General features: G+C 57.1%; 19 protein-coding genes. 6 read left to right on the top strand and 13 right to left on the bottom strand.

Going from position 1 to position 19,587, the window contains the following annotated elements:
* Positions 1 to 102: 102 nt before the first annotated feature.
* From H2O17_RS03285 to H2O17_RS03265, 5 genes are all read right to left on the bottom strand, one after another.
* Positions 103 to 2,547: a phosphoketolase family protein gene (locus tag H2O17_RS03285; RefSeq protein WP_182050323.1), complete on the bottom strand. Its 2,445-nt coding sequence runs from the start codon at positions 2,545 to 2,547 to the stop codon at positions 103 to 105.
* A 337-nt stretch (positions 2,548 to 2,884) separates the two neighbouring features.
* Complete coding sequence (locus tag H2O17_RS03280; RefSeq protein WP_182050322.1) at positions 2,885 to 3,181, bottom strand: ferredoxin family protein; 297 nt, start codon at positions 3,179 to 3,181, stop codon at positions 2,885 to 2,887.
* Position 3,182: 1 nt separating this feature from the next.
* Positions 3,183 to 4,484: an FAD-dependent oxidoreductase gene (locus tag H2O17_RS03275; protein ID WP_182050321.1), complete on the bottom strand. Its 1,302-nt coding sequence runs from the start codon at positions 4,482 to 4,484 to the stop codon at positions 3,183 to 3,185.
* 6 nt (positions 4,485 to 4,490) lie between these two features.
* Positions 4,491 to 5,360 carry an electron transfer flavoprotein subunit alpha/FixB family protein gene (locus H2O17_RS03270; RefSeq protein ID WP_182050320.1) on the bottom strand — a complete coding sequence of 290 codons (870 nt, stop codon included), beginning with the start codon at positions 5,358 to 5,360 and terminating at the stop codon, positions 4,491 to 4,493.
* Positions 5,361 to 5,374: 14 nt separating this feature from the next.
* Positions 5,375 to 6,130 (bottom strand): electron transfer flavoprotein subunit beta/FixA family protein, encoded by a 756-nt coding sequence (locus H2O17_RS03265; protein WP_182050319.1) that lies wholly within the window; start codon positions 6,128 to 6,130, stop codon positions 5,375 to 5,377.
* Between the two features lie 612 nt (positions 6,131 to 6,742).
* Between H2O17_RS03265 and H2O17_RS03260 the strand changes: the two genes are divergently transcribed.
* Entirely contained in the window at positions 6,743 to 8,017 is a 1,275-nt protein-coding gene (locus H2O17_RS03260) for an NAD(P)-binding protein (protein WP_182050318.1), read from the top strand.
* A 134-nt stretch (positions 8,018 to 8,151) separates the two neighbouring features.
* Positions 8,152 to 8,823 carry a TetR/AcrR family transcriptional regulator gene (locus H2O17_RS03255; protein WP_182050317.1) on the top strand — a complete coding sequence of 224 codons (672 nt, stop codon included), beginning with the start codon at positions 8,152 to 8,154 and terminating at the stop codon, positions 8,821 to 8,823.
* A 17-nt stretch (positions 8,824 to 8,840) separates the two neighbouring features.
* Here the strand turns inward: H2O17_RS03255 and H2O17_RS11710 are convergent, their stop codons facing one another.
* Complete coding sequence (locus H2O17_RS11710) at positions 8,841 to 9,155, bottom strand: AMP-binding enzyme (protein WP_182050316.1); 315 nt, start codon at positions 9,153 to 9,155, stop codon at positions 8,841 to 8,843.
* A 383-nt stretch (positions 9,156 to 9,538) separates the two neighbouring features.
* Between H2O17_RS11710 and H2O17_RS03245 the strand changes: the two genes are divergently transcribed.
* Complete coding sequence (locus H2O17_RS03245; protein WP_182050315.1) at positions 9,539 to 10,120, top strand: TetR/AcrR family transcriptional regulator; 582 nt, start codon at positions 9,539 to 9,541, stop codon at positions 10,118 to 10,120.
* 386 nt (positions 10,121 to 10,506) lie between these two features.
* Here the strand turns inward: H2O17_RS03245 and H2O17_RS03240 are convergent, their stop codons facing one another.
* The 7 genes from H2O17_RS03240 to H2O17_RS03210 form a co-directional block, all read right to left on the bottom strand.
* Positions 10,507 to 10,800 (bottom strand): ferredoxin family protein, encoded by a 294-nt coding sequence (locus H2O17_RS03240; RefSeq protein WP_182050314.1) that lies wholly within the window; start codon positions 10,798 to 10,800, stop codon positions 10,507 to 10,509.
* Positions 10,800 to 12,089, bottom strand: coding sequence for an FAD-dependent oxidoreductase (locus H2O17_RS03235; protein ID WP_182050313.1), 1,290 nt, complete (start codon positions 12,087 to 12,089; stop codon positions 10,800 to 10,802). The genes H2O17_RS03240 and H2O17_RS03235 overlap by 1 nt, the downstream gene beginning before the upstream one ends.
* A 10-nt stretch (positions 12,090 to 12,099) precedes the next feature.
* Positions 12,100 to 12,966, bottom strand: a complete 867-nt coding sequence (locus H2O17_RS03230) for an electron transfer flavoprotein subunit alpha/FixB family protein (RefSeq protein ID WP_182050312.1) — start codon at positions 12,964 to 12,966, stop codon at positions 12,100 to 12,102.
* 27 nt (positions 12,967 to 12,993) lie between these two features.
* On the bottom strand, positions 12,994 to 13,755 hold the full coding sequence (locus H2O17_RS03225) for an electron transfer flavoprotein subunit beta/FixA family protein (protein WP_182050311.1): 762 nt from the start codon (positions 13,753 to 13,755) through the stop codon (positions 12,994 to 12,996).
* 412 nt (positions 13,756 to 14,167) lie between these two features.
* A complete protein-coding gene (locus tag H2O17_RS03220; RefSeq protein ID WP_182050310.1) occupies positions 14,168 to 14,584 on the bottom strand; it encodes a hypothetical protein in 417 nt (138 codons plus the stop codon).
* A gap of 34 nt (positions 14,585 to 14,618) precedes the next feature.
* Complete coding sequence (locus H2O17_RS03215; RefSeq protein ID WP_182050309.1) at positions 14,619 to 16,322, bottom strand: sodium:solute symporter family protein; 1,704 nt, start codon at positions 16,320 to 16,322, stop codon at positions 14,619 to 14,621.
* Positions 16,322 to 17,326, bottom strand: coding sequence for a Gfo/Idh/MocA family protein (locus H2O17_RS03210; RefSeq protein WP_182050308.1), 1,005 nt, complete (start codon positions 17,324 to 17,326; stop codon positions 16,322 to 16,324). The genes H2O17_RS03215 and H2O17_RS03210 overlap by 1 nt, the downstream gene beginning before the upstream one ends.
* Positions 17,327 to 17,514: 188 nt before the next feature.
* Here H2O17_RS03210 and H2O17_RS03205 point away from each other — a divergent pair, with 188 nt between their 5' ends.
* The 3 genes from H2O17_RS03205 to H2O17_RS03195 are packed head-to-tail and all read left to right on the top strand — an operon-like array spanning position 17,515 to position 19,585.
* Positions 17,515 to 17,964 carry a GntR family transcriptional regulator gene (locus tag H2O17_RS03205; RefSeq protein WP_182050307.1) on the top strand — a complete coding sequence of 150 codons (450 nt, stop codon included), beginning with the start codon at positions 17,515 to 17,517 and terminating at the stop codon, positions 17,962 to 17,964.
* On the top strand, positions 17,961 to 18,725 hold the full coding sequence (locus H2O17_RS03200; protein ID WP_182050306.1) for an ATP-binding cassette domain-containing protein: 765 nt from the start codon (positions 17,961 to 17,963) through the stop codon (positions 18,723 to 18,725). The genes H2O17_RS03205 and H2O17_RS03200 overlap by 4 nt, the downstream gene beginning before the upstream one ends.
* The gene (locus H2O17_RS03195) at positions 18,722 to 19,585 is read left to right on the top strand and encodes a hypothetical protein (RefSeq protein ID WP_182050305.1); all 864 of its coding nucleotides are present in this window, start codon (positions 18,722 to 18,724) and stop codon (positions 19,583 to 19,585) included. Before H2O17_RS03200 ends, H2O17_RS03195 begins: the two co-directional genes overlap by 4 nt.
* Positions 19,586 to 19,587: the final 2 nt, after the last annotated feature.

Genomic DNA, 19,587 nt, shown 5'->3' with positions numbered 1-19,587 from the left:
TACACGTTTTCCTGAATTCAGGGAACTATGAATTATTAACAGAGACGCCGCGGCTGCGGGCGGGATCGCCCGCGCGATCGCCCGCAGCCACAGCAATCATCGTCAATCCAGAGGAGCGCCGAATACCCAGTCAGCGATCTCGGGCATATCTTGCAGGTTGGCTACCTTGTATTCTTCGTGGCGATCCAACTTCGCCTGGCACCAACGCTTGAGGTCTGCTGAGCCACGCGGCTTGTGCTTGGAGTTGTTAATGGCGTCCATGACCAAGTGGTAGCGATCGGCCTTGTTACGAACGACCATGTCGAACGGCGTCGTCGTCGTACCCTCTTCAACGAACCCACGCACATGGAATCGATCCGCATCCGGGCGCCCGTGCACGAGCTTATGAATAGCCCCCGGGTAACCATGGAAGGCGAACACGACGTCCCGAGAATCAGTGAAGAGCTCGGAGAAATCGATATCACTCATGCCGCAAACATTGTCCTTTGGACGAGCCAAAGTAGTCAGGTTCACGACGTTGACCACGCGGAACTTGAGGTCTGGAAGCTTCTCACGAAGGATCTGAGCGGCGGCTACAACTTCCATTGTCACCACGTCACCGGCGCATCCCAAGATCACATCAACCTTGTTATCCGGTCCCTCATTGGAGCACCAATCCCAAATACCGAATCCCTTCTCAACGTGGACTTCGGCTTCCTCCATGCTCATGTACTGGAACTGTGGCTGCTTGTCTTGAACAATCAGGTTCACCCGATCCGTGGAACTGAAGCAGTCACGCGCCACTACCGCAAGCGAGTTGGCATCCGGTGGGAGCAGCACCCGTGCCACATCCCCACGCAAAGACAACACGTTCTCAATGAGCCCAGGGCCTTGGTGAGAGAAACCGTTGTGATCGTTGCGCCAACATGTTGATGAAAGCAGAATGTTCAGGCTCGGAATCGACTTGCGCCATTCGAGCTTGCCAGCTTCCTCAAGCCACTTGCCGTGCTGCACGGTCTGAGAAGCAGAGATCAGTCCGAACGCCTCATAAGATGCAAACAGGCCATGACGCCCCGTCAATACATATCCCTCAAGCCAGCCGTGGCAGTTGTGCTCGGAGAGCACCTCCATGACCCGGCCGTCGCGCGAGATCGAAACATCTAGATCCGTAGTGCGTTCCATCGAACAACGGTCAGAGGCTTCAAACACTGCACCCAGCCGGTTTGAGTTGGTCTCATCTGGGCAGAAGAGCCGGAAGTTATCAGGATTGTCCACATAGATGTCACGCATGATCTTGCCGATCGTGCGAGTGGATTCCTCCTTGAGCGTTCCTGGTGCCGGAACTGAAACCTCATACTCGTGAAGATCCCGGATCCTGAGAGGTTCGTCCACACCCGCGTTGACCGCAGGAATCATCGACATTCTCTTGCTGCCCTCAGGGTTAGCGGCCAAAACGATTTCGGTGGGATGGCCGTTCTGGTCAAAGAGTTCGCTGGGCCGGTAGGACTCCAACCACTGCTTGAGAATATCCAAGTGAGCGGCATCGCCCTTAACTCCAGAAAGTGGAACCTGATGGGCACGCCACGTGCCTTCAACTACGATTCCATCCACCTCGTGCGGGCCGGTCCAACCCTTGGGAGAGCGGAAGATAATCATTGGCCACACCGGGCGCTTACCGTTGTGCTCCACAGGCTCACCGGCATGTGCGCGCGCCTCGCTCTGAATCTCACGGATCCGCGCATAGGCATCGCCCAGTACTTCGGCGAAACGCTCGTGGAAATCGGTGTCCGATTCGTCTAGGCCCACGTTGATCTCAATGGGCTCGTAGCCGTGACCGCGGAAGATGTTACGGACTTCTTCCGGATCTTTGCGCCCAAGAACCGTAGGCCCAGCAATCTTTGCGCCGTTCAGGTGCAGCACCGGCAGTACAGCGCCGTCGCGTTCAGGATTGAGGAATGAGATGCCCTTCCACGAACCTTCAAGCGGTCCCGTTTCAGCTTCACCATCGCCGACGACGGCGACCGCCAACAGGTCCGGATTGTCAAACACAGCTCCGAATGCGTGAACCAACGCATAGCCTAGTTCGCCGCCCTCATGGATGGATCCCGGAGTGGTCACTGAGACGTGGGATGGGATGCCGCCAGGGGCTGAGAACTGACGGAAGAGCCGGGTCAGACCTGCGGTGTCCTCCGTGATGTCCGGATAGATCTGAGTGTAGGACTGCTCCAAGTAAGAGGCACCGACCAATGCGGGACCGCCGTGGCCCGGACCCGTAATGAACACGCAGTCTTGGTTGGACTTCTTAATGAGGTCGGAGACGTGTGTGTATAGGAAAGCAAGGCCGGGCGAGGTTCCCCAGTGTCCTAGCAGGCGTGGTTTGATGTCGTCAAACGTCAGGCTCGCCGGATTAAGCGGATTTGACTGGAGATAAATCTGGCCAATTGTGAGGTAGTTGTCTGCCCGCCACCATGCATCCATAGATGCGATCTCAGATGGGGTGGGATGCTTGATTGATTCCAGAACCTCGGACGTCAGCTCATAGGGGGCTCGGTCTGAAGCAACAGTCATTTCGACTCCTTAGATATGCACCATCGCATGCAATCATTCCCCAAAACGGACACGGGAACCAGTGCCTGAGCGTCAATGTGAGGAACAATTGTTAGCGCTAACACTACCGTGTGGTGTTCCCTAAGGAAAGATTCTCGGAGCGTCGAGCCGCCAGCCCAGAGGGTAAACCTGATTTCCCAGCCCTCCCGCGCGCCACGGCCCTCAAACACAAGTGAAGTGAGGCCGCGAACCGTCCGACGGGTTCGCAGCCTCACTTGCGTGGCGCGACGAGTCTCACCTCATCACTTGTGCACGCCGAGCACCCAGATAGCTCAACGCACATCCGCGTAGGGCACCCTCAGCCCTCGCGGAAGACCACCCCCATGGAACCGGCGGGATAATGCCATTTCAGGGCACCTGGCGCAGCTACCGCCAAGCACGTTCCACACTCAAGGCAGGCTGCATACTCAATGGAGATGGTGCCATCGGCTTCTTCGGAGTAGACGTGCGCCGGGCACACCTTCACCAGAAGCTTTCCAGTGCCGGTGGCTCGAGCAATCTCTTGATTGATCTCGATGTGGGAGTTTCCCTCATCGACCTCGTACACATTGCCAGCCAGACGTTCGGTCACAGATCCTTCAAAGAACTCACTCATGTCACAAAGCCCTCACTGCTTGGATGCCGATCTTCGCCAACCTTGTCAGCTTCAGCCTCGACTTCTTAAATGCGCCAATCGCGGTTGGCAGTAGATGCTTGCGCGCAGTGGTGTCTAGGTTGTAGACACCGTGAAGTACGTCGGCCAGTAACTCCCCTACTGCTCCATACATCTCTTGGTTTTCAAGGAAAGCTGGGGCATTGGCATATGTGGCCATGTCCTGGCCAACAAAGCTTGCCTCATACTCGCTCACATACTCCTGCAGAGCGCTCTTTGAGAAGTCGCCAGCCTTCAATGCAGCATTAATTGCCGTGGCGGCGGCTCGTGCGGAACCTGCAGCCAAATCCATCCCACGCACCGTAAATCCGGTGTTGAGTGTGAACCCTGCGGCGTCGCCAACCAACACGAGGCCGTTGTGAACCAAGCCGTGTTGCATCTTTTGACCGCCCTCCGCAATGAGGTGGCAACCGTATTCGAGCAGTTCCCCACCTTCAATAAACGGCTTGATGAACGGGTGTGAGAGGAAATGATCGTGAAGGTCTGAAGAAGACTTACCTTTGGCTTCCAGATCCTCAAGGTTGGCCACAATTCCGATCGAAACCGAATCCTTGTTTGTGTACATGAAGCCACCGCCAGCTACGCCTTCAGTGCAATCGCCGACGACGGCGTACGCCGCACCCTCGTTACCGCTCAAGTTGAAGCGGTCACGGACCTGGCTTTCTGAAAGCTGAATAACTGACTTGACTCCCACAGCGAGGTTTGCGGTCGGCTCTTGGGCGCGAAGCCCTGCGTAACGGGCTAGGAAGGAGTTGACGCCGTCAGCAGCCACAACTACCTTGGCGCGAAGCTCGTCCTCACCGGCCCGGACGCCTACGAACCTATCGCCTTCACGAATCAGTTCGTCGACCTTGACTCCCGGCATGACTGTGACGCCGGCTTCTTCGCACTGTTCGGAAAGCCATGGGTCAAACTTGGCACGCAATACCGTGACGGCGTTGACCGGTTCGGTCAGGCGCTTGTCCCAGTAGTCCACATTCACGGCAGATGACTCGTTGAGGAAGCTCAATGTATTGCGTGAAATGTGGCGCTCCACCGGAGCTTCATCCAAGAAATTCGGGTAGATCTGCTGCATGACTTGGCAGTAGAACACTCCACCCGAAAGGTTCTTCGAACCCGGTTCGATTCCACGTTCAATGAGCAGGACCTCATGCCCCTCATTCGCGAGGAGGTACGCACACACGTTTCCTGCAATGCCGCCACCAACTACGATGACGTCGAAGTCGTAATCTTGTTCCTCGGCCACGTTTTCCTACTTCAGTGCTTGGGTGAGGGCAGGCAGAACTTCATAGAGGTCTCCGACCACCGCGTAGTCCGCACCCGCAAAGATTGGTGCTTTCTCGTCATTATTGATCACAACTACAGTCTTGGAATCTTGCATGCCTGCCGTGTGCTGGATTTGACCCGAAATGCCGAGTGCAACGTACAGTTCTGGGCTGACCTGCTGGCCAGAGATACCCACGTACCGATCGCGAGGCATCCATTCGCTGCCCTCGGCAAGCGGGCGGGAGCACGCCACTTCGGCTTCAAGCGTTGCCGCCAGATCCTCTGCGAGTTGCAGATCCTCCTTTGCCTTGAATCCGCGCCCTGCGGCAACAATTCGCTTTGCAGCAGTGAGGTTGACCTGTGCCACTTCCCGCTTGTCGACGCTTGTGACCGTGGCTGCTTGGAACTGAGCAGGACCAGTTAGTTCGTTCGGCGCCTCACCCTCCGGCTCCACGCCGCCGTCAATCACCGCGACTACTGCGGATTCGAACGCGCAGGTCTCAACTGCAATTCCGCCAAAGCGTGACAATTCTGCAGTGCCTGCGCCAGCCTTCTTCAGACCGTAGAGAACGGGCAGCTTCTTGAGCGCCGCAACAGCACCTGCCAAGACGCGTTCGGCGGGCTTGTTACCTGCCAGCACAACATCGCCCGGCTCAGCGGCCACGGCTGCGGCCACAGCCGGGGACGCGGCTTCGGCCGGAGTACCTTCCGCCAGCGGTATGCGCACAAGCGCATCCACTCCCTTGACGACGGCGTTTCCCACCACGACTGCTGTGACGGTTCCACCGATGGTGCGCCCCAGTTCCACGAGCGTGGAGACTGCCGGGTCAACTGCGATAATCCATGTGTTAGTCATGTTTGTTCAACCTCTCAGAGAATGCCGTTAGTACGGAGTGCGGCTACGAGATCCGCAACCGCAGATTCTCCTGTGAAGACCTGATTCTTGCGAGCCTTTGGGGCAGGTTTGCTCCGCCCGGTGACTGTCACGCCGATTTCAACGGGCGCAACATCCTCAACGCTCACAACCTCTACTGGCTTCTTTCCTGCTGCCAGAATCTCCTTCATCGAAGGCACCTTGACCGGGACTGCGTCAGAAGTGGCCGCAACCACTACTGGTCCAGTAACCGAAATGGTCCGCGTTCCACCGGTGATGGCTTGCGTCAACGCGTAGCCATCGGCCGTCTTCTCAACTGCCGTCACCTCTTGGAAGCACGGCCAGCCTAGGAAGCCCGCCGTTAGCGCAGACATCATCCGTGCGCCGTCGTCGATCGAAGAATCGCCTGTGACCAACAAGTCTGCGCCATCGATCCGGCCCACAAGCCCTGCGAGGGCCGCGGCAGTCTGAGTTGCGTTCCAGCCTTGGGTGGCATCATCAGCGACGACGACGCCGCGATCAAGCCCCTTGGACATCGCACTCTTCTTGGCCATTGAGCTGGCAATAGCGGCTGTTCCAACGCTAATGCCCACAACTTCTGAATCGCCTGCAACTGTGCGGGCGAGCTGGACAGCAACGGGATCGTACTCACTGACTGCTGCCTTAGCTCTGGACCAATCCACCACTCCATCAGCACCGACGGATGCATCCTGCGGATTTGCTGCGTACTTGTACGCGACCACTACGGTCATTTCAGCCTCTCTCTGGTTAACCTTGCACGGCGCGTGCCAACATCCACCGTGCAACGATGCAGGTGCTCAAAGCTGGTCGTACAGAAACTCACCATTTGGTACAAACCCAAGACTACAGGAAGCCATGTTCAGGAGTATTGGACTTGCGTTCTGGCCGCTTGGCGGAGTCTCCACTAACCTCGTCTTCGAGATCCCACAGAAACGTTACAAGCCAATAGTATCCCGGAACACCTCTCAGATCCGGGACTTTTTTCACTGTTCATTACATAGATTTCCTGTTTTGCCCACACATCGGCACCCTTATGCGACTCGCCAGTTACCACGTGGAAACTCGTTAAACTCTTCACTTTCTCACTAAACGCTTTCACTTCCTCGTGAGTGGGCCTAAAATCTGAAACAGATCGTACAAAGTGGTGCAGCGTTTATCGTTGCTGTCACGGTGGACTATCGCTGCTGGGGTGGTTGAAGATGCCCGCGGCTGCGCCTCCCATGTGCACATGTGGTTACCAAGCACAACTGGCAACCTAGCACCCGGTCACGCAAGCGACTCCGTGCTGCCACGTTGACGCTCAAGCTCTGCGACCACGTGGGGTGCAAAGCAACACGAAGGGAGTGACAAAGGGAACCATGTTTGCTGTGGATTTGGAGCCTGGCAGTTCACTCAACAACCACACCGGGACGTGGCGCACGGAGACTCCCCGCTACCGCACGCTCACTCCCCCGTGCGAGCACGGTTGCGCTTCGGAGGAACCGGTGCGCGAATGGCTCTCCGCTCTGCAACTGGGCACCGATCAGGGCGCTCATGACGCGTGGAACCTCATGGTCTCAGTGAATCCGCTGCCTGCCACAATGGGCAGGATCTGCTATGCCTCCTGCGAATCGGCATGCAACCGCACGCAATTGGGCGGTTCCATTTCGATCCGGGAGATCGAGGGCATTCTGGGCGAACACGCACTTCGGGAGGGTTGGGCACTTCCGGCCCCTCGCCCGTCAACCCAGCGCAATGTGGCGGTCATCGGCTCCGGCCCCTGCGGCATCTCCGCCATGTACCAGCTACATCAAGCAGGCCACAACGTCACTCTCTTTGAATCCCAGAACAAGTTGGGCGGCACACTCAGCAGGTCAATCAGCGAGAATCGCCTGCCGCAGTGGATACTGCATGGCGAAATCAATCGCATTGTTTCAGCCGGTGTCACTGTTCGCATGCACAACACAATCCGCCACATCAGCAACGTCATGGACCAGTTTGATGGGTTCATCTGGGCTACCGGAGCCTCTATGTGCATGGCCATCGTGGACGGCGAAACCATCTGGCGCCAGCCCGTTCACATCGGCGGGCGGCAACGGCGAACATCAACGCTTTCGATCGGGCGGGGACGTGCCGCCGCGCTCGCACTCACCTCGTATCTCGCATCCACGTCCACACCCGTGCGCGCCCACGAGCCTATGGCTGCGCAGGAACCTGTACCCGCACCCACGCAAGGAACCAGCAACACGACGGAGCAAACCCCATCGTTACTACCCTTACCAAGCCTCTCCCACACAGTTGACGAACCGGCCATCCTTGCCCAATTTGATCTGCTGAATCACTGGTACTACGAACCTGCGGAAAACCAGCTTCTTCCCAATACCCCACCACGCAGTGGTCTAACGCCAGCCGAGTTCATAGACGGCCAGATTCCCCGGGATCTCGTGAGAGAAGCTCTGCGATGTATGAGCTGCGGCTCCTGCTTCGAATGCGATAACTGCTACGCAGTCTGCCCTGACAACGCGATTGTGAAAGTCCCCGGCGGATACGTTATCAATGAGGACTACTGCAAGGGATGCGGAATCTGCGTGGAAGAATGCCCAAGCGGTGCAATTGAACTCATTGCGCTGCAACGGTAGCCGATTACCACCTGCGCCACCAGAAATACAACTTAAGAAGAGCAAAACGAAGCTGCCTCTCTAAGAAGCGGCCCAGCCCGATGAAGAACAGGTAGAGTTTTGCTGACTTACCCAACCGAAGGAATAGAAATCTCGTGACCACATCCGCTTCCGCACGCAACTCGCGCCGTGCACCGGAAATCACTCGCCGTGAGATTATTGATGCAGCAACAGAAGAGTTTGCGGACAAGGGACCTCTTGGCGGGCGAATCGACGTCATTGCCTCCAAGACGAACACATCCAAGCGCATGATCTACTACTACTTCGAGTCCAAGGCAGGCCTGTACAGGGAAGTCCTTGAAGAAGCATATGAGAAGATCCGGCGCCGGGAGATTGACCTGCGCCCGGAGACCCTTGAACCAGAGGCGGCACTCCGCATCCTGACACGTGCCACGTTGCAGCACTTTGAGCGCAACATCGAGGCCGTCAAGATTATTGCTTATGAGAATCTCCAGTACAACGCTGCGACTATTGCCGCTACCCCCGAACTGGCCACCATCAATGAGAAGACCTTGGTCATCCTCGAAGATATCCTCAGCCGAGGCCGGGCTTCTGGTGTGTTCCGCGATGATCCCCACGCGCCCGACGCCACCGATGTCCACCAGGTGCTCTCAGCCATGGCACTTAATCGAATCGAGCACCGCGCCAGCTTCTCACTGCTCTTTGACCGCGACATGCTCGGCGCAAGCGAAACGGACCATAACCGTGACATGATCGAAGACGCCGTGCTGCGCTTTGTTATGAAGGAACCTCGACTCCTCCCGTAACGCGATGCCGCCAGCGCTCACACCGCAGTGCTTACCTCGTAACCTGCTGGAACTCCGGCAGCAAAGCGGTTGCGCAGCTCCCTCTTGGAGACCTTGTCCGAACTAGTCCTCGGCATTTCCTGCAACATGACCACCTTCTCAGGGATCTTGAACTTTGCGAAGTTGCGAGAAACGAAGTGGTCGCATAGCTCGGAAACCGTCACGATCTTGCCGTCTCTGCTGACTATGCACGCGCACAGCCGCTGCCCCGCACTCCCGCTGAGGGAATGCTTCAGCCACCGTGCGCGCCAATGAACAGTGCCTGACGATGCAAGACGCTCGAACCCCTTCAAGCCTCTCGCTCACCTCCATTATTTGGGACTACTTTCATCTGTAATTAGGTAGTAGGTCCCCCAATGCACTTATCCAAGCGAGTTTCTGGATTTTGGACTGGATTTGCTCAAAATTGCATCAATATCGGCCCATGGTCACATTGTGCGAGTTGATCCACATGATATTTTTATAACGAGAAGTTCGGTACAGCGCCACTTCTCTTCGCACCGAATCAGCCCTTCCGGCCGTTACAATCAGGGGTACGCCATCATGGAAGAGCCGACATCCGCGAGCAGCTAACTGGGCCGCCCGCGCCGAAGGAGGGCCTGCCGCCATGGTGATCACGAACCCACCAGAACCGCGATCCGTGGGTCGACCGCCGGATATACATTTAGAGGAACGCGTGTTCGCTGCAACCCTCAAGGTATATGGAGATTACGGCTGGTCAGCCACCAATCTTTCCCGGATCGCCACAGAAGGTGGCGTTGGTAAGTCAACGCTCTATACGCGCTGGGGAACAAAGGGCAAGCTGCTACAGTCAGCTTTCACATCGATCCTCGACCGTGAACCTGCAAGCTCGCGGGTGAGTGTTCGGGAATGGTTCATTGCAGATGGCGAGTTTCGTCTGCGTTCCTACCTTGGCCCCTATCGCAACGCTGTTCTACGCCTAGCTCTGGAATTTTCAATTAGCTCGGACCCCGACCTTCAGAAGATCCGGCAGGAGCTCTACGTAACCCCATTACAAAATGCCATGTCATCGCTTCGCAGACTTCGCAGCGAGGGTTTCATTCCCGCAGATACGTCGATTGTGAGAATGGTAGATGCGATTGAGGGATCCATTTACAACCGCGCGATGTGGGTCTCAAGTGATCAAGTCCCCAAGGTCCTTGAGAACTGCCACGAGTACGTTTCGATCATTGTTGATCAGCAGTTGCGCCTGGCACAGGTTTCGGGCGACCTACTTCTCTCCCCACAAGAGGGCTGAGGCACAGGCAGGCTGAGGCAAAGGAAGGCTGAGCCGCAGAAAAGAACGGCCGAGCCACAGGAAGGCCGCGGCACAGGCAGGCCGCGGCACAGGCAGGCCGCGGCACAGGCAGGACGAGCATCACGGGCCCCGAACAACTGGGAACCGCAATCTGTTTGGTCCTTGTGTAGCCGTACCTCGCCACGCTGCGCATGTGCCTCGCCACGCTGTATCCCTGGCTCTACCACGCTGTATCACGAACGGTTGTGGGCGCATCTAGTCCGCACACAACCCTTAGTAGCTACACCACAACTGTCTCAAATCTTCTCAGAACCCTTGATAGAATGAGTGTGGGCAGAGGCCTTATGGCCTCTGCCCACACTCATTCTATGTTGGACTCTTTCCAATCAGCCCTCGCGATAGGCAATACCCATCGAGCTGTCAGGATAGTGCCATTCCAGTGCACCTGGGGCAGCCACAGCTAGGCACGTGCCGCATTCCAAGCACGCGGCATACTCAACTGAAATTGTGCCGTCGGCCTCTTCTGCATACACATGCGCTGGGCACACTGCCACAAGCTTCTTGCCGGTGCCAGTTGCCTTAGCAATTTCCTGGTTCACGTGAATGTGAGAGTTACCTTCATCCACTTCGTAGACATTTCGCGCCAGCCGCTCAGGGACGCTTCCGTATGGAAAATCCATCACAATGACCTCACTGCCTGGTAGCCGATACTTGCGAGGCGCCTCAGTTTGAGGCCAGAGCCCTTAAGCGCACTCCATGCGGTGGGCAGAAGGTGACGGCGCGGGCTCAGATCGAGGTCGTACACCCCATGCAGCACGTCAGCCAACATCTCCCCTAGTGGCCCATACATTTCCTCGTTCTCAAGGAATGCAGGAGCCTTTGCATACGTGGCCATGTCCTTTCCAACAAACGACTCGGCCACGAGGTCTAGATAGCCCTTCAAACCCGCTTCGGAGACGTCGTCGGCCTCAAGAGCCTTGTCAATAGCGCTGGCAGCAGCGCGCGCTGAACCGGCAGCCAAATCCATACCACGCACCGTAAAGCCCGTGTTGAGCGTGAATCCTGCGGCGTCTCCGATGAGAACCAGCCCTGGATGAACCAAACCGTGCTGCATCTTCTGGCCACCTTCGGCCACCAGATGGCAACCGTATTCGAGCAGCTCGCCGCCTTCGAGGAAAGGAGCGATCGCCGGGTGGGTCAGGAAGTGGTCATGCACGTCCGACGAGGTCAAGCCCTTTGCCACCAAGTCGTCTAGGCGAAGCACGACTCCGATTGAGACCGAATCTGTATTGGTGTACATGAAACCACCGCCAGCAACTCCTTGCGTGCAATCGCCGACTACCGCATAGGCCGCACCTTGGTTGTCCGTCAGGTTGAAACGTTTTGCAACTTCGCCTTCACCCAATCGGATAACCGACTTCACCCCAACAGCGAGGTTCTCCTCCGGCTCCTTGTCACGAATTCCAGCGTAGCGTGCGATGAACGAGTTGACGCCGTCCGCGGCCACTACAACGCGTGCGCGCAGCTCATCTTCACCTGCACGAATGCCAACGAAGCGACCATTCTCACGCAGGAGGGAATCGACCTTAACGCCAGCCATAACGGTAACGCCAGCTTCCTCGCATTGCTCTGCAAGCCACGGATCTAGCTTTGCGCGCAATACGGTCACAGCATTGGTTGGCTCATTCAGACGCGAGTCCCAATAATCCACATTCACTGCGGAACTGGGATTCAGGAAACTCAGGACGTTGCGGGTGATATGCCGCTCCACCGGAGCATTCTCCACAAATCCAGGGAAGATCTCCTCCATCACCCGGCAGTACAAAACTCCGCCGGATAGGTTCTTGGATCCGGGTTCCACCCCGCGCTCAACAAGCAACACTTCGCGCCCGGCTTGAGCCAGGAGGTAAGCGCACACCGATCCGGCGACCCCACCTCCGACCACGATTACATCAAAGTCGTATTCCACTGCGTGCCTCTCAACCCAGCTCTGCCGTCAAAGCAGGCAGGACAGTGTAGAGGTCGCCCACAACACCGTAGTCGGCGAATTGGAAAATGGGTGCCTTCTCGTCATCGTTAATTGCGATAACAACCTTTGAGTTGTTCATCCCTGCGGTGTGCTGCACCTGACCTGAAATGCCAACGGCAAGATACACATCTGGGGAAACGTTCTGCCCAGAAACACCGACGTAGCGATCGCGTGCGAGCCAGTTGGTGCCTTCGGCGAGCGGACGGGAGCACGCCAGCTCTGCGCCCAAAGCGCTGCACAGGCCGCGCGCCAACTCCAAGTCTTCTTCTGCCTTGAATCCACGTCCTGCGGCCACGATTCGCTTGGCTGCAGCGAGGTTAACCTCGGCTACGTCAGAGCCTTCGGTAGCAACCACACGTGCTGTGAACCCTTGGCCGGTAATGGTCTCAGCGGCAACCGCCTCGCCTTCGCATGCCAACCCGCCGTCAAGAATTGCCACCACGGGTCCAGCAAACGCAACGCTCTCCAGTCCGATGCCGCCATATACAGCCAGTTCGGCTGACTGGGCCTGCAGGGAAACCAAGCCATTGAGGATGGGAGCATTCAGGGAAGCTGCCACAGCGGCTGCCAGAACGCGTTCAGCTGGCCGATTTGCCGCAAGCACCACGTCGCCCGCAGCAGCTGGGACAGCTGCCACAACTTGGGGAGCCAAAGCTTCAGCTGGCACGCCTTCGCCAGCCTCAATCTGGACAACCTTGTCTACTCCAGTCACCGCCACCGCGCCAACTGTCACCGCGACCGCTTCGCCGCCAATCGTGTGAGCTGCCTCCACCAAGGAAGCGACTCGTTCATCTGCTGCAATAATCCATGTCGTCATGTCAAAAACTCCTCAACCCTCGAAAACTCAGAGAACGCCATCGCCACGGAGAGCAGCCACTAGCTCGCTCGCCGCATTCTCACCACTGAAGACCACGTTCTTGCGGGCCTTTGCTTCGGGCTTGGCACGCCCGGTCACCTCGAGCTGTGCATCGCTCAGAGCCAGCGAACCGGCTTCGACCACATCCACGGGCTTCTTGCCCGCTGCCAGAATCTCCTTCATTGAGGCGACCTTGACCGGTACAGCATCCGACGTTGCTGCCACGACAACGGGACCAGAAACGTCAATCCGACGCGTTCCTCCGGAAACGACCTGAGTGATAAGCCAACCGTTCTCTGACTTCTCAACCCCACAGACTTCTTGGAAGCATGGCCAGCCAAGGAATCCGGCGATGAGTCCAGACATCGTGCGTGCACCAGCATCGACCGAAGCGTCGCCGGTGATTACCAGGTCAGCACCCTCAATCCCCCGGACGAGTTCCGCAAGCGCGGAACCGATCTTCGTCGCGTTCCACGTGGCGACGGCGTCGTCGGCCACAACAACACCCCGATCCAAACCCCTGGACATGGCGTTCTTCTGCGCCATCGAAGAGCCGACCACACTTGAGCCGACGCTCACACCAACCAGCTCGGAGTCATTCTGAGAGGCAACCTCACGGCCCAACGAGATGGCTACTGGGTCGTACTCGCTCACGGACGCCTTAGCGCGGGACCAGTCCACAACGCCATCTGCGCCAACGGATGCGTCTTGGGGATTTGACGCATACTTGTACGCCACTACAACAGTCATCACACAACTCACTTTCAGACATTTTGGTCAGGAAACAGAATGCCACCTAGCCAATACCTTTGATTTGCTTGGTGCCGATCCGTCACATCCACAATGCCCAATTCTGGCGAGAAGACGCAACAGCGGTCAACAACCAAGTAATGCGCCGAAAGGGGTTGTGCGCATTGTTCCAGCAGGCGTGGGGCGTTGCCTGCTGCGCATGCCGGGGCCAAAGCCGCCGGAGAAACCGCGGTATCACATGGATTGCTCAGGAAAACGCTCAGCGAGTTCTCCAGGCCTGGGTACTTCCATCGACCTCGGTACGCACCACTGTACTACGGAACTGATAATTATAGGAAATCACAGTCCAAAACTATGACACCGCTGTTATTCATGCCGTCGCTGACCCGTTTCGCCGATGAAGGCTCACGCGTTACTCCTGCAACGACTCGCCTTCGCTCGCCTCTTCCGCGCCCTCAGAGCGCTCGCGGATAGGCAGGAACATGTAGTCCACATCTTCCTTCGGATCACCGATCTTCGCTTCCCCCACCTCGGGTGGCCTCGCGAGAAGCCACCCCGCGAAAGCTGCCGCCACCACAATCATGCCCACGCCAGTCCACAGGTTGAGGTTAATGCCTGCGCCCTTGGCCATGTCCTCATCCGTAACAAAGAAGATGCCGTACACAGTCAGCATGATGCCAAAGGTGAAGAACATCGCCGATATCCATGCGCGAAGGTCCAAAAAGGTCGTAAGCGAGATCCGGGGGTATCGTCCTCCTCGCCACGCAAGCCCACGCCGCAGTGCCATTGGATCCACGCCACGCGCCCCAGAGTTCACGCTATTTGCCACTGTTCCTTCTTCAGGTGTTTTTTCGAGTTCCATCTCAGCCCACCGTCACATTGAGAATGACCAAAACAACCAGAACCGCGATTCCAATCGGCTTGGGGTTCTCCCACCACTTGAGAGCTTCGCCAGTAGCCACACGCTCGCGTTCTGCTTTGACCGCAACAGCGTGAAGATCAGGGGCCGGCTGAGTCCCTCGAATCGGCATCTTCACCTTGCCCCATACGAGGCCGTCCAGTTCATCCTCCGGTTTGGGAACGCCTCGCATCGTTACGATGATTGAAACGACGACGTCGAACACAAACGCCATTCCCGATCCTGTGAACGAGGCCGCCTGCTGTGAGTTAAACACAAGAAGGCCTGTCATATAGCCGATCTGGACTCCTGCGGCACCCACCGCACCGGCAACCAACCCCCACAAGCCCGCCGATGGGCTCATGCGCTTCCAGAACATGCCCAAAATGAACGTAGCGAAAAGTGGCGCACTAAAGATGGATTGGAGTAGCTGCAAATAGTCCTGAATGTTGTTGAATCGCGCCGCGATAAAGGCAGCGCCCACAGCAATCGCCACGCCGGCCACGGTCAACTTGCGTCCGACCCGCAGATAGTAGGTGTCAGACTTGCCCGGCCGGATGTATGTCTGCCACAGATCGTACGTAACAACCGTGTTGAAAGAGGAGACATTTGCGGCCATGCCAGCCATGAACGCCGCGATGAGGGCTGCGAGGGCAAGCCCAACCAAACCGTTAGGAAGTACTGCGCCAATGAGGGCCGGAAGAGCCTCGTTATGCGAAAGCTCCCCGGTGGAAAGCTCCGGAATCAACACGGCTGCGAGCAAGCCTGGCGTGATGATGATAAGCGGGAGGAACATCTTGGGAATTGCCGCCAGAATCGGAGTGCGCTGAGCTGCAGACATATCTTTTGCTGAAAGTGCGCGCTGCACTTCAGTGAAGTTCGTGGTCCAATATCCGAACGAGTTGACGAAGCCCATGCCCAGCAAGAGTGCGATCCAGTTGCCATATGGATTGGTGGTGTTTCCGAGACCGGTACCTCCCCACACAGTCAGGCCATCTTTGCCGAGCACTTGTGTAGCGTTCAACGTATCGAGGAGCCCGGAGACTCCACCCACGCGAGCTAATCCACCCACGGTGAGCGGAATGAGGAATGCGACGATAATGAGGAACTGCAATACCTCGTTGTACATCGTGGCAGTCAGACCACCCATCGTGGTGTACAGCAGCACAATCCCGGCCGCGGCAATGATCGATGCCCACAGCGGCATCCCGATCAAAACGTTGATCAGTAACGCGAGCGCAAAAAGGTTCACTCCCGCCACCAAGATCGTGGCAACCGCAAAGACGATCGACTGATAGATATGGGTCTGCTTGTTGAAGCGAAGGCGCAGATATTCGGGGACTGACCGCACCCGCGAACCGTAATAGAACGGCATCATAATGAGGCCGAGAAACACCATGGCTGGAACGGCGCCGATCCAATAGTAGTGGACCGTTCCCAGCCCATACTGAGATCCGTTCGCCGACATTCCGATCAGTTCCGTGGCTCCAATGTTTGCCGAAAGGAACGCTAGCGCACAGATCCATGCGGGAAGGCTGCGACCAGAAAGAAAATAATCTTCGGAGGTGAGCACTTTCCGGCGCGTGACAACACCGATCGCGATGACGAAGAAGATATAGACGGCTACGAAGGCGTAATCGAACGGAGTCGCATTCAGGCGTAGATCCATCAGTCGCCCACCCGGATCTCGGACAGCTTGACGGGCCGATGCTCAGTACGCGATAGGGCGCAAGCTGCCGCGATCTCCAGCGAGGCGACGGCGTCGTCGATAGTAGCGGTGACTGATGCCGTCCCAGCAACGATCTCCAAGAACGCGAGAAGCTCGCGTTCGTACGCGTCTTTGAAACGCAAGATGAAGTCTGTCCATGGTTCACCCTGCGGGTAGGTGGCACCCGGCTCAACGGAGGTGACAGGAAAGTGTTCATCCAAGCCTACGAAGTCTGTTCCCCTTGTGCCGTGCAACTCCATCCGCACGTCGTATCCCGCACCGTTGTAACGCGATGAGTGGGCAGTAGCGTACACATTGTCTTGAAGAGTTAGGATCACCGCGGTCTCAGCCACGTCCCCAAAATCGGCGAAGTCGGCTTGACCTAGGTCCGTACCTACGGCGTATACCTCAGTGACTTCACGCCCAGTAACCCACCGCAATGCATCGAAATCGTGAATCAGACAGTCCGTATAGATGCCGCCAGAGGCCGCCAAGAACTCGCGAGGAGCTGGCGCCTGATCCAGAGTTCCCATATGAACCCGGCGCAGTTCCCCAATCTCGCCAGCAGCCAGACGTTCCCGGGCTTGAGTGTAGGCCGCATCAAAGTGGCGCTGAAAACCGATTTGCACCGGCACACCCGCAGCCTTCGCAGCCGCATTGGCACGCTGCGTTGAGGCAATGTCCAGCGCAACCGGCTTCTCACAGAAGATGGGAACCCCGAGTTTGACCGCTTCGCAGATCATGTCCGCGTGCGTATCAGTAGGCGTAGTGATGACGATGCCATCAAGATCTGTGGAGGCAAGCAACTCCCCCGTATCGCGAATAGTGGCACCGAGTTCCTGCGCGAGGGCCGCGCATTCGGGCCGCGGGTCCGCCACGACGAGGTCTGCATAGGGAGCAAGCAACCTCGCATGCATGATGCCTATGCGCCCCACTCCGAAGATCCCGATAGTTGGTCGGCTCATCACGTTCCTCCCTGCGAGCGCGCGGAGAAACCGCTGCCACTCAAGAAAATTCGTCGCCTCCGTCCCATTGCGTGGCAACGCCCGCACAAAGCTTACCCCTAGGCCGCCACACGTCCGGTTCTTGACAGCTAGCCGGTTACGTGGTTAATTAGTCATGTAACTAACCGATATACTTGGGAGGTGTCAGAGTGAACTTCAGTGACGATCGCCCGATCTATCTTCAAATTGCCGATGAAATTCGGCACCAGATCCTGACCGACGAACTCGAACCTGGTGACCAACTCATGTCTACTACCCAGTACGCAACGCAGTATCGAATCAACCCTGCCACCGCAAACAAGGCGTTCGGGCTGCTCGTCGATACCGGCGTGGTCGAAAAGAGGCGCGGAATTGGCATGTTCGTGACCCCACGAGCACCCAAGATCCTGCGTGAGGCAGGCCGCGAGCATTTTGTTGACGACCAACTTGCCCCTGCCCTTGGGGAAGGCCTCGCGCTAGGGCTTTCGCCAGAAGAGATCTTGGTGCTTGCGCAAGACTTCCTTGCCACAGCGCAGCCTGCCGAACACACGCAGCCCACCAGTTCCGGCCGCACACCCACGAACCTCAACACTTCCAGCATGAACAGGGAACAATCATGACTGCCATAGACGTAGCCAACGTCAGCTTCAAGTATGAGATTTACCGTCCCAATGTCCTCCACGACGTGTCCTTTACCGTGGAACACAACTCCATCACCGGCCTCCTCGGCCGCAATGGATGCGGCAAATCCACTCTGAGCCTGTTGATTGCTGGTCTCCTCCACCCGGGCGAAGGGCAGGTTCTGATCGACGGTCAGCACGTGTACGAAAACCCGCGGATAATGCCAACAGTCAGCTACATGGGCGACGATCCGTGCATCTTCGATGACGAGAAGATCAAGGAGACCTTCGCACTCTGGCGAGATACGCGAGCAGCTTGGGATGACGGCTTCGCCTACCAACTGCTTGACATGTTCGCCATCTCCCCAAAGAAGAAGCCCAACAAGTTGTCGCGCGGGCAGCGCTCAGCGTTCTACGCCACGCTCGGGATGGCCTCTCGCTGCCCCGTCACAATCTTCGACGAAGTTCACCTCGGAATGGACGCCGTGGCAAGAGAACTGTTCTATCGAACTCTCTTGGAGGACTACACCCGCTATCCCCGGACCATCCTTCTTTCTTCCCATCTCATTGAGGAGATCGACAACCTCTTGGATCACGTCGTGTTCCTTGATCAAGGCCGTGTGGTGGAGATGGGAGACGTGGACGAGGTACGGATGCGGCACATGCTTGACGGCCGCCTGCCCAATCTAACCGAGGTCCTCATGGACCTGACGATCACAGACGAACAACGCAGCACACTGGGACGGAGTGCAATTCAATGACTTCAACACACAACATTTCCAGCCCCGGCCGTTTGATCAATTGGTCGATCGTGCAGAGGCTTGTGCGAACAAGAATTCGCGATAACGCCCTAACGTTGATCTTTTCGATAGTGATTCCTGCGATCGTGGCAGGTATCGCCTACCTCGTCGTTGTGATCCGAGGAATCGACTCCACCGACTTCAGCTTCGTCTTGAGTCCACACATCGAAGTCAACGGCGGTGATGCCACCTGGCTGGTCGCATTCCTTGTCTTGGGAATGGTCATCGCGATCGTCTCATTCATCACGGGTATCGTAGACGCGGCAACAACCCGGACCTACCTAGGCTCTGGCATGACTCGGAAGTCGAGCTTTGCAACCTTCACCACGATCTGGATCCTCAACGCGGTGTTCCTCGCACTCTTGACTCTGGTGATTGGTGTAGTGGTCATGACGGTTTACGGCGACTTCTCCGGAAACCTCGTGGTCAGTTCCCTCGCCGATTCCACCGCAGACACATCCATCATCGGTTTGGAGGCAGGTGATTTCACTGGCACGATTCTCCAACACGCGCTGTGGCTAGCTCCGCTGTTGGCGTTCCTTGTTTCCCTCACGGTGACGTGGGTGGGATACGTGTGCTCGATCTTGTTTGTCCGGTTTACCTGGTGGATTCCGGTTGGCGGCTTCATCCTACTCAACACCGTTGTGCCATGGGCGGCACGCAGAATTGGACTACCATCCATCGATTCAATACCGTGGCCGTCCTCGTCAAACATGATGGTTGAAGTTCTCTATCTAGCGTCGCAGTATTTGCTTGTGGCACTGGTGTGTGGTGGAGCGCTCATTGCGGTCTCACTGTGGAGGCTCCCGATCAGACGATGACG

The organism is Changpingibacter yushuensis, assembly GCF_014041995.1.
Classification (GTDB): Bacteria; Actinomycetota; Actinomycetes; order Actinomycetales; family Actinomycetaceae; genus Changpingibacter; species Changpingibacter yushuensis.
The sequence above is the reverse complement of the archived record's forward strand: the minus strand, read 5'-3'. Positions and strand labels throughout refer to the sequence as shown.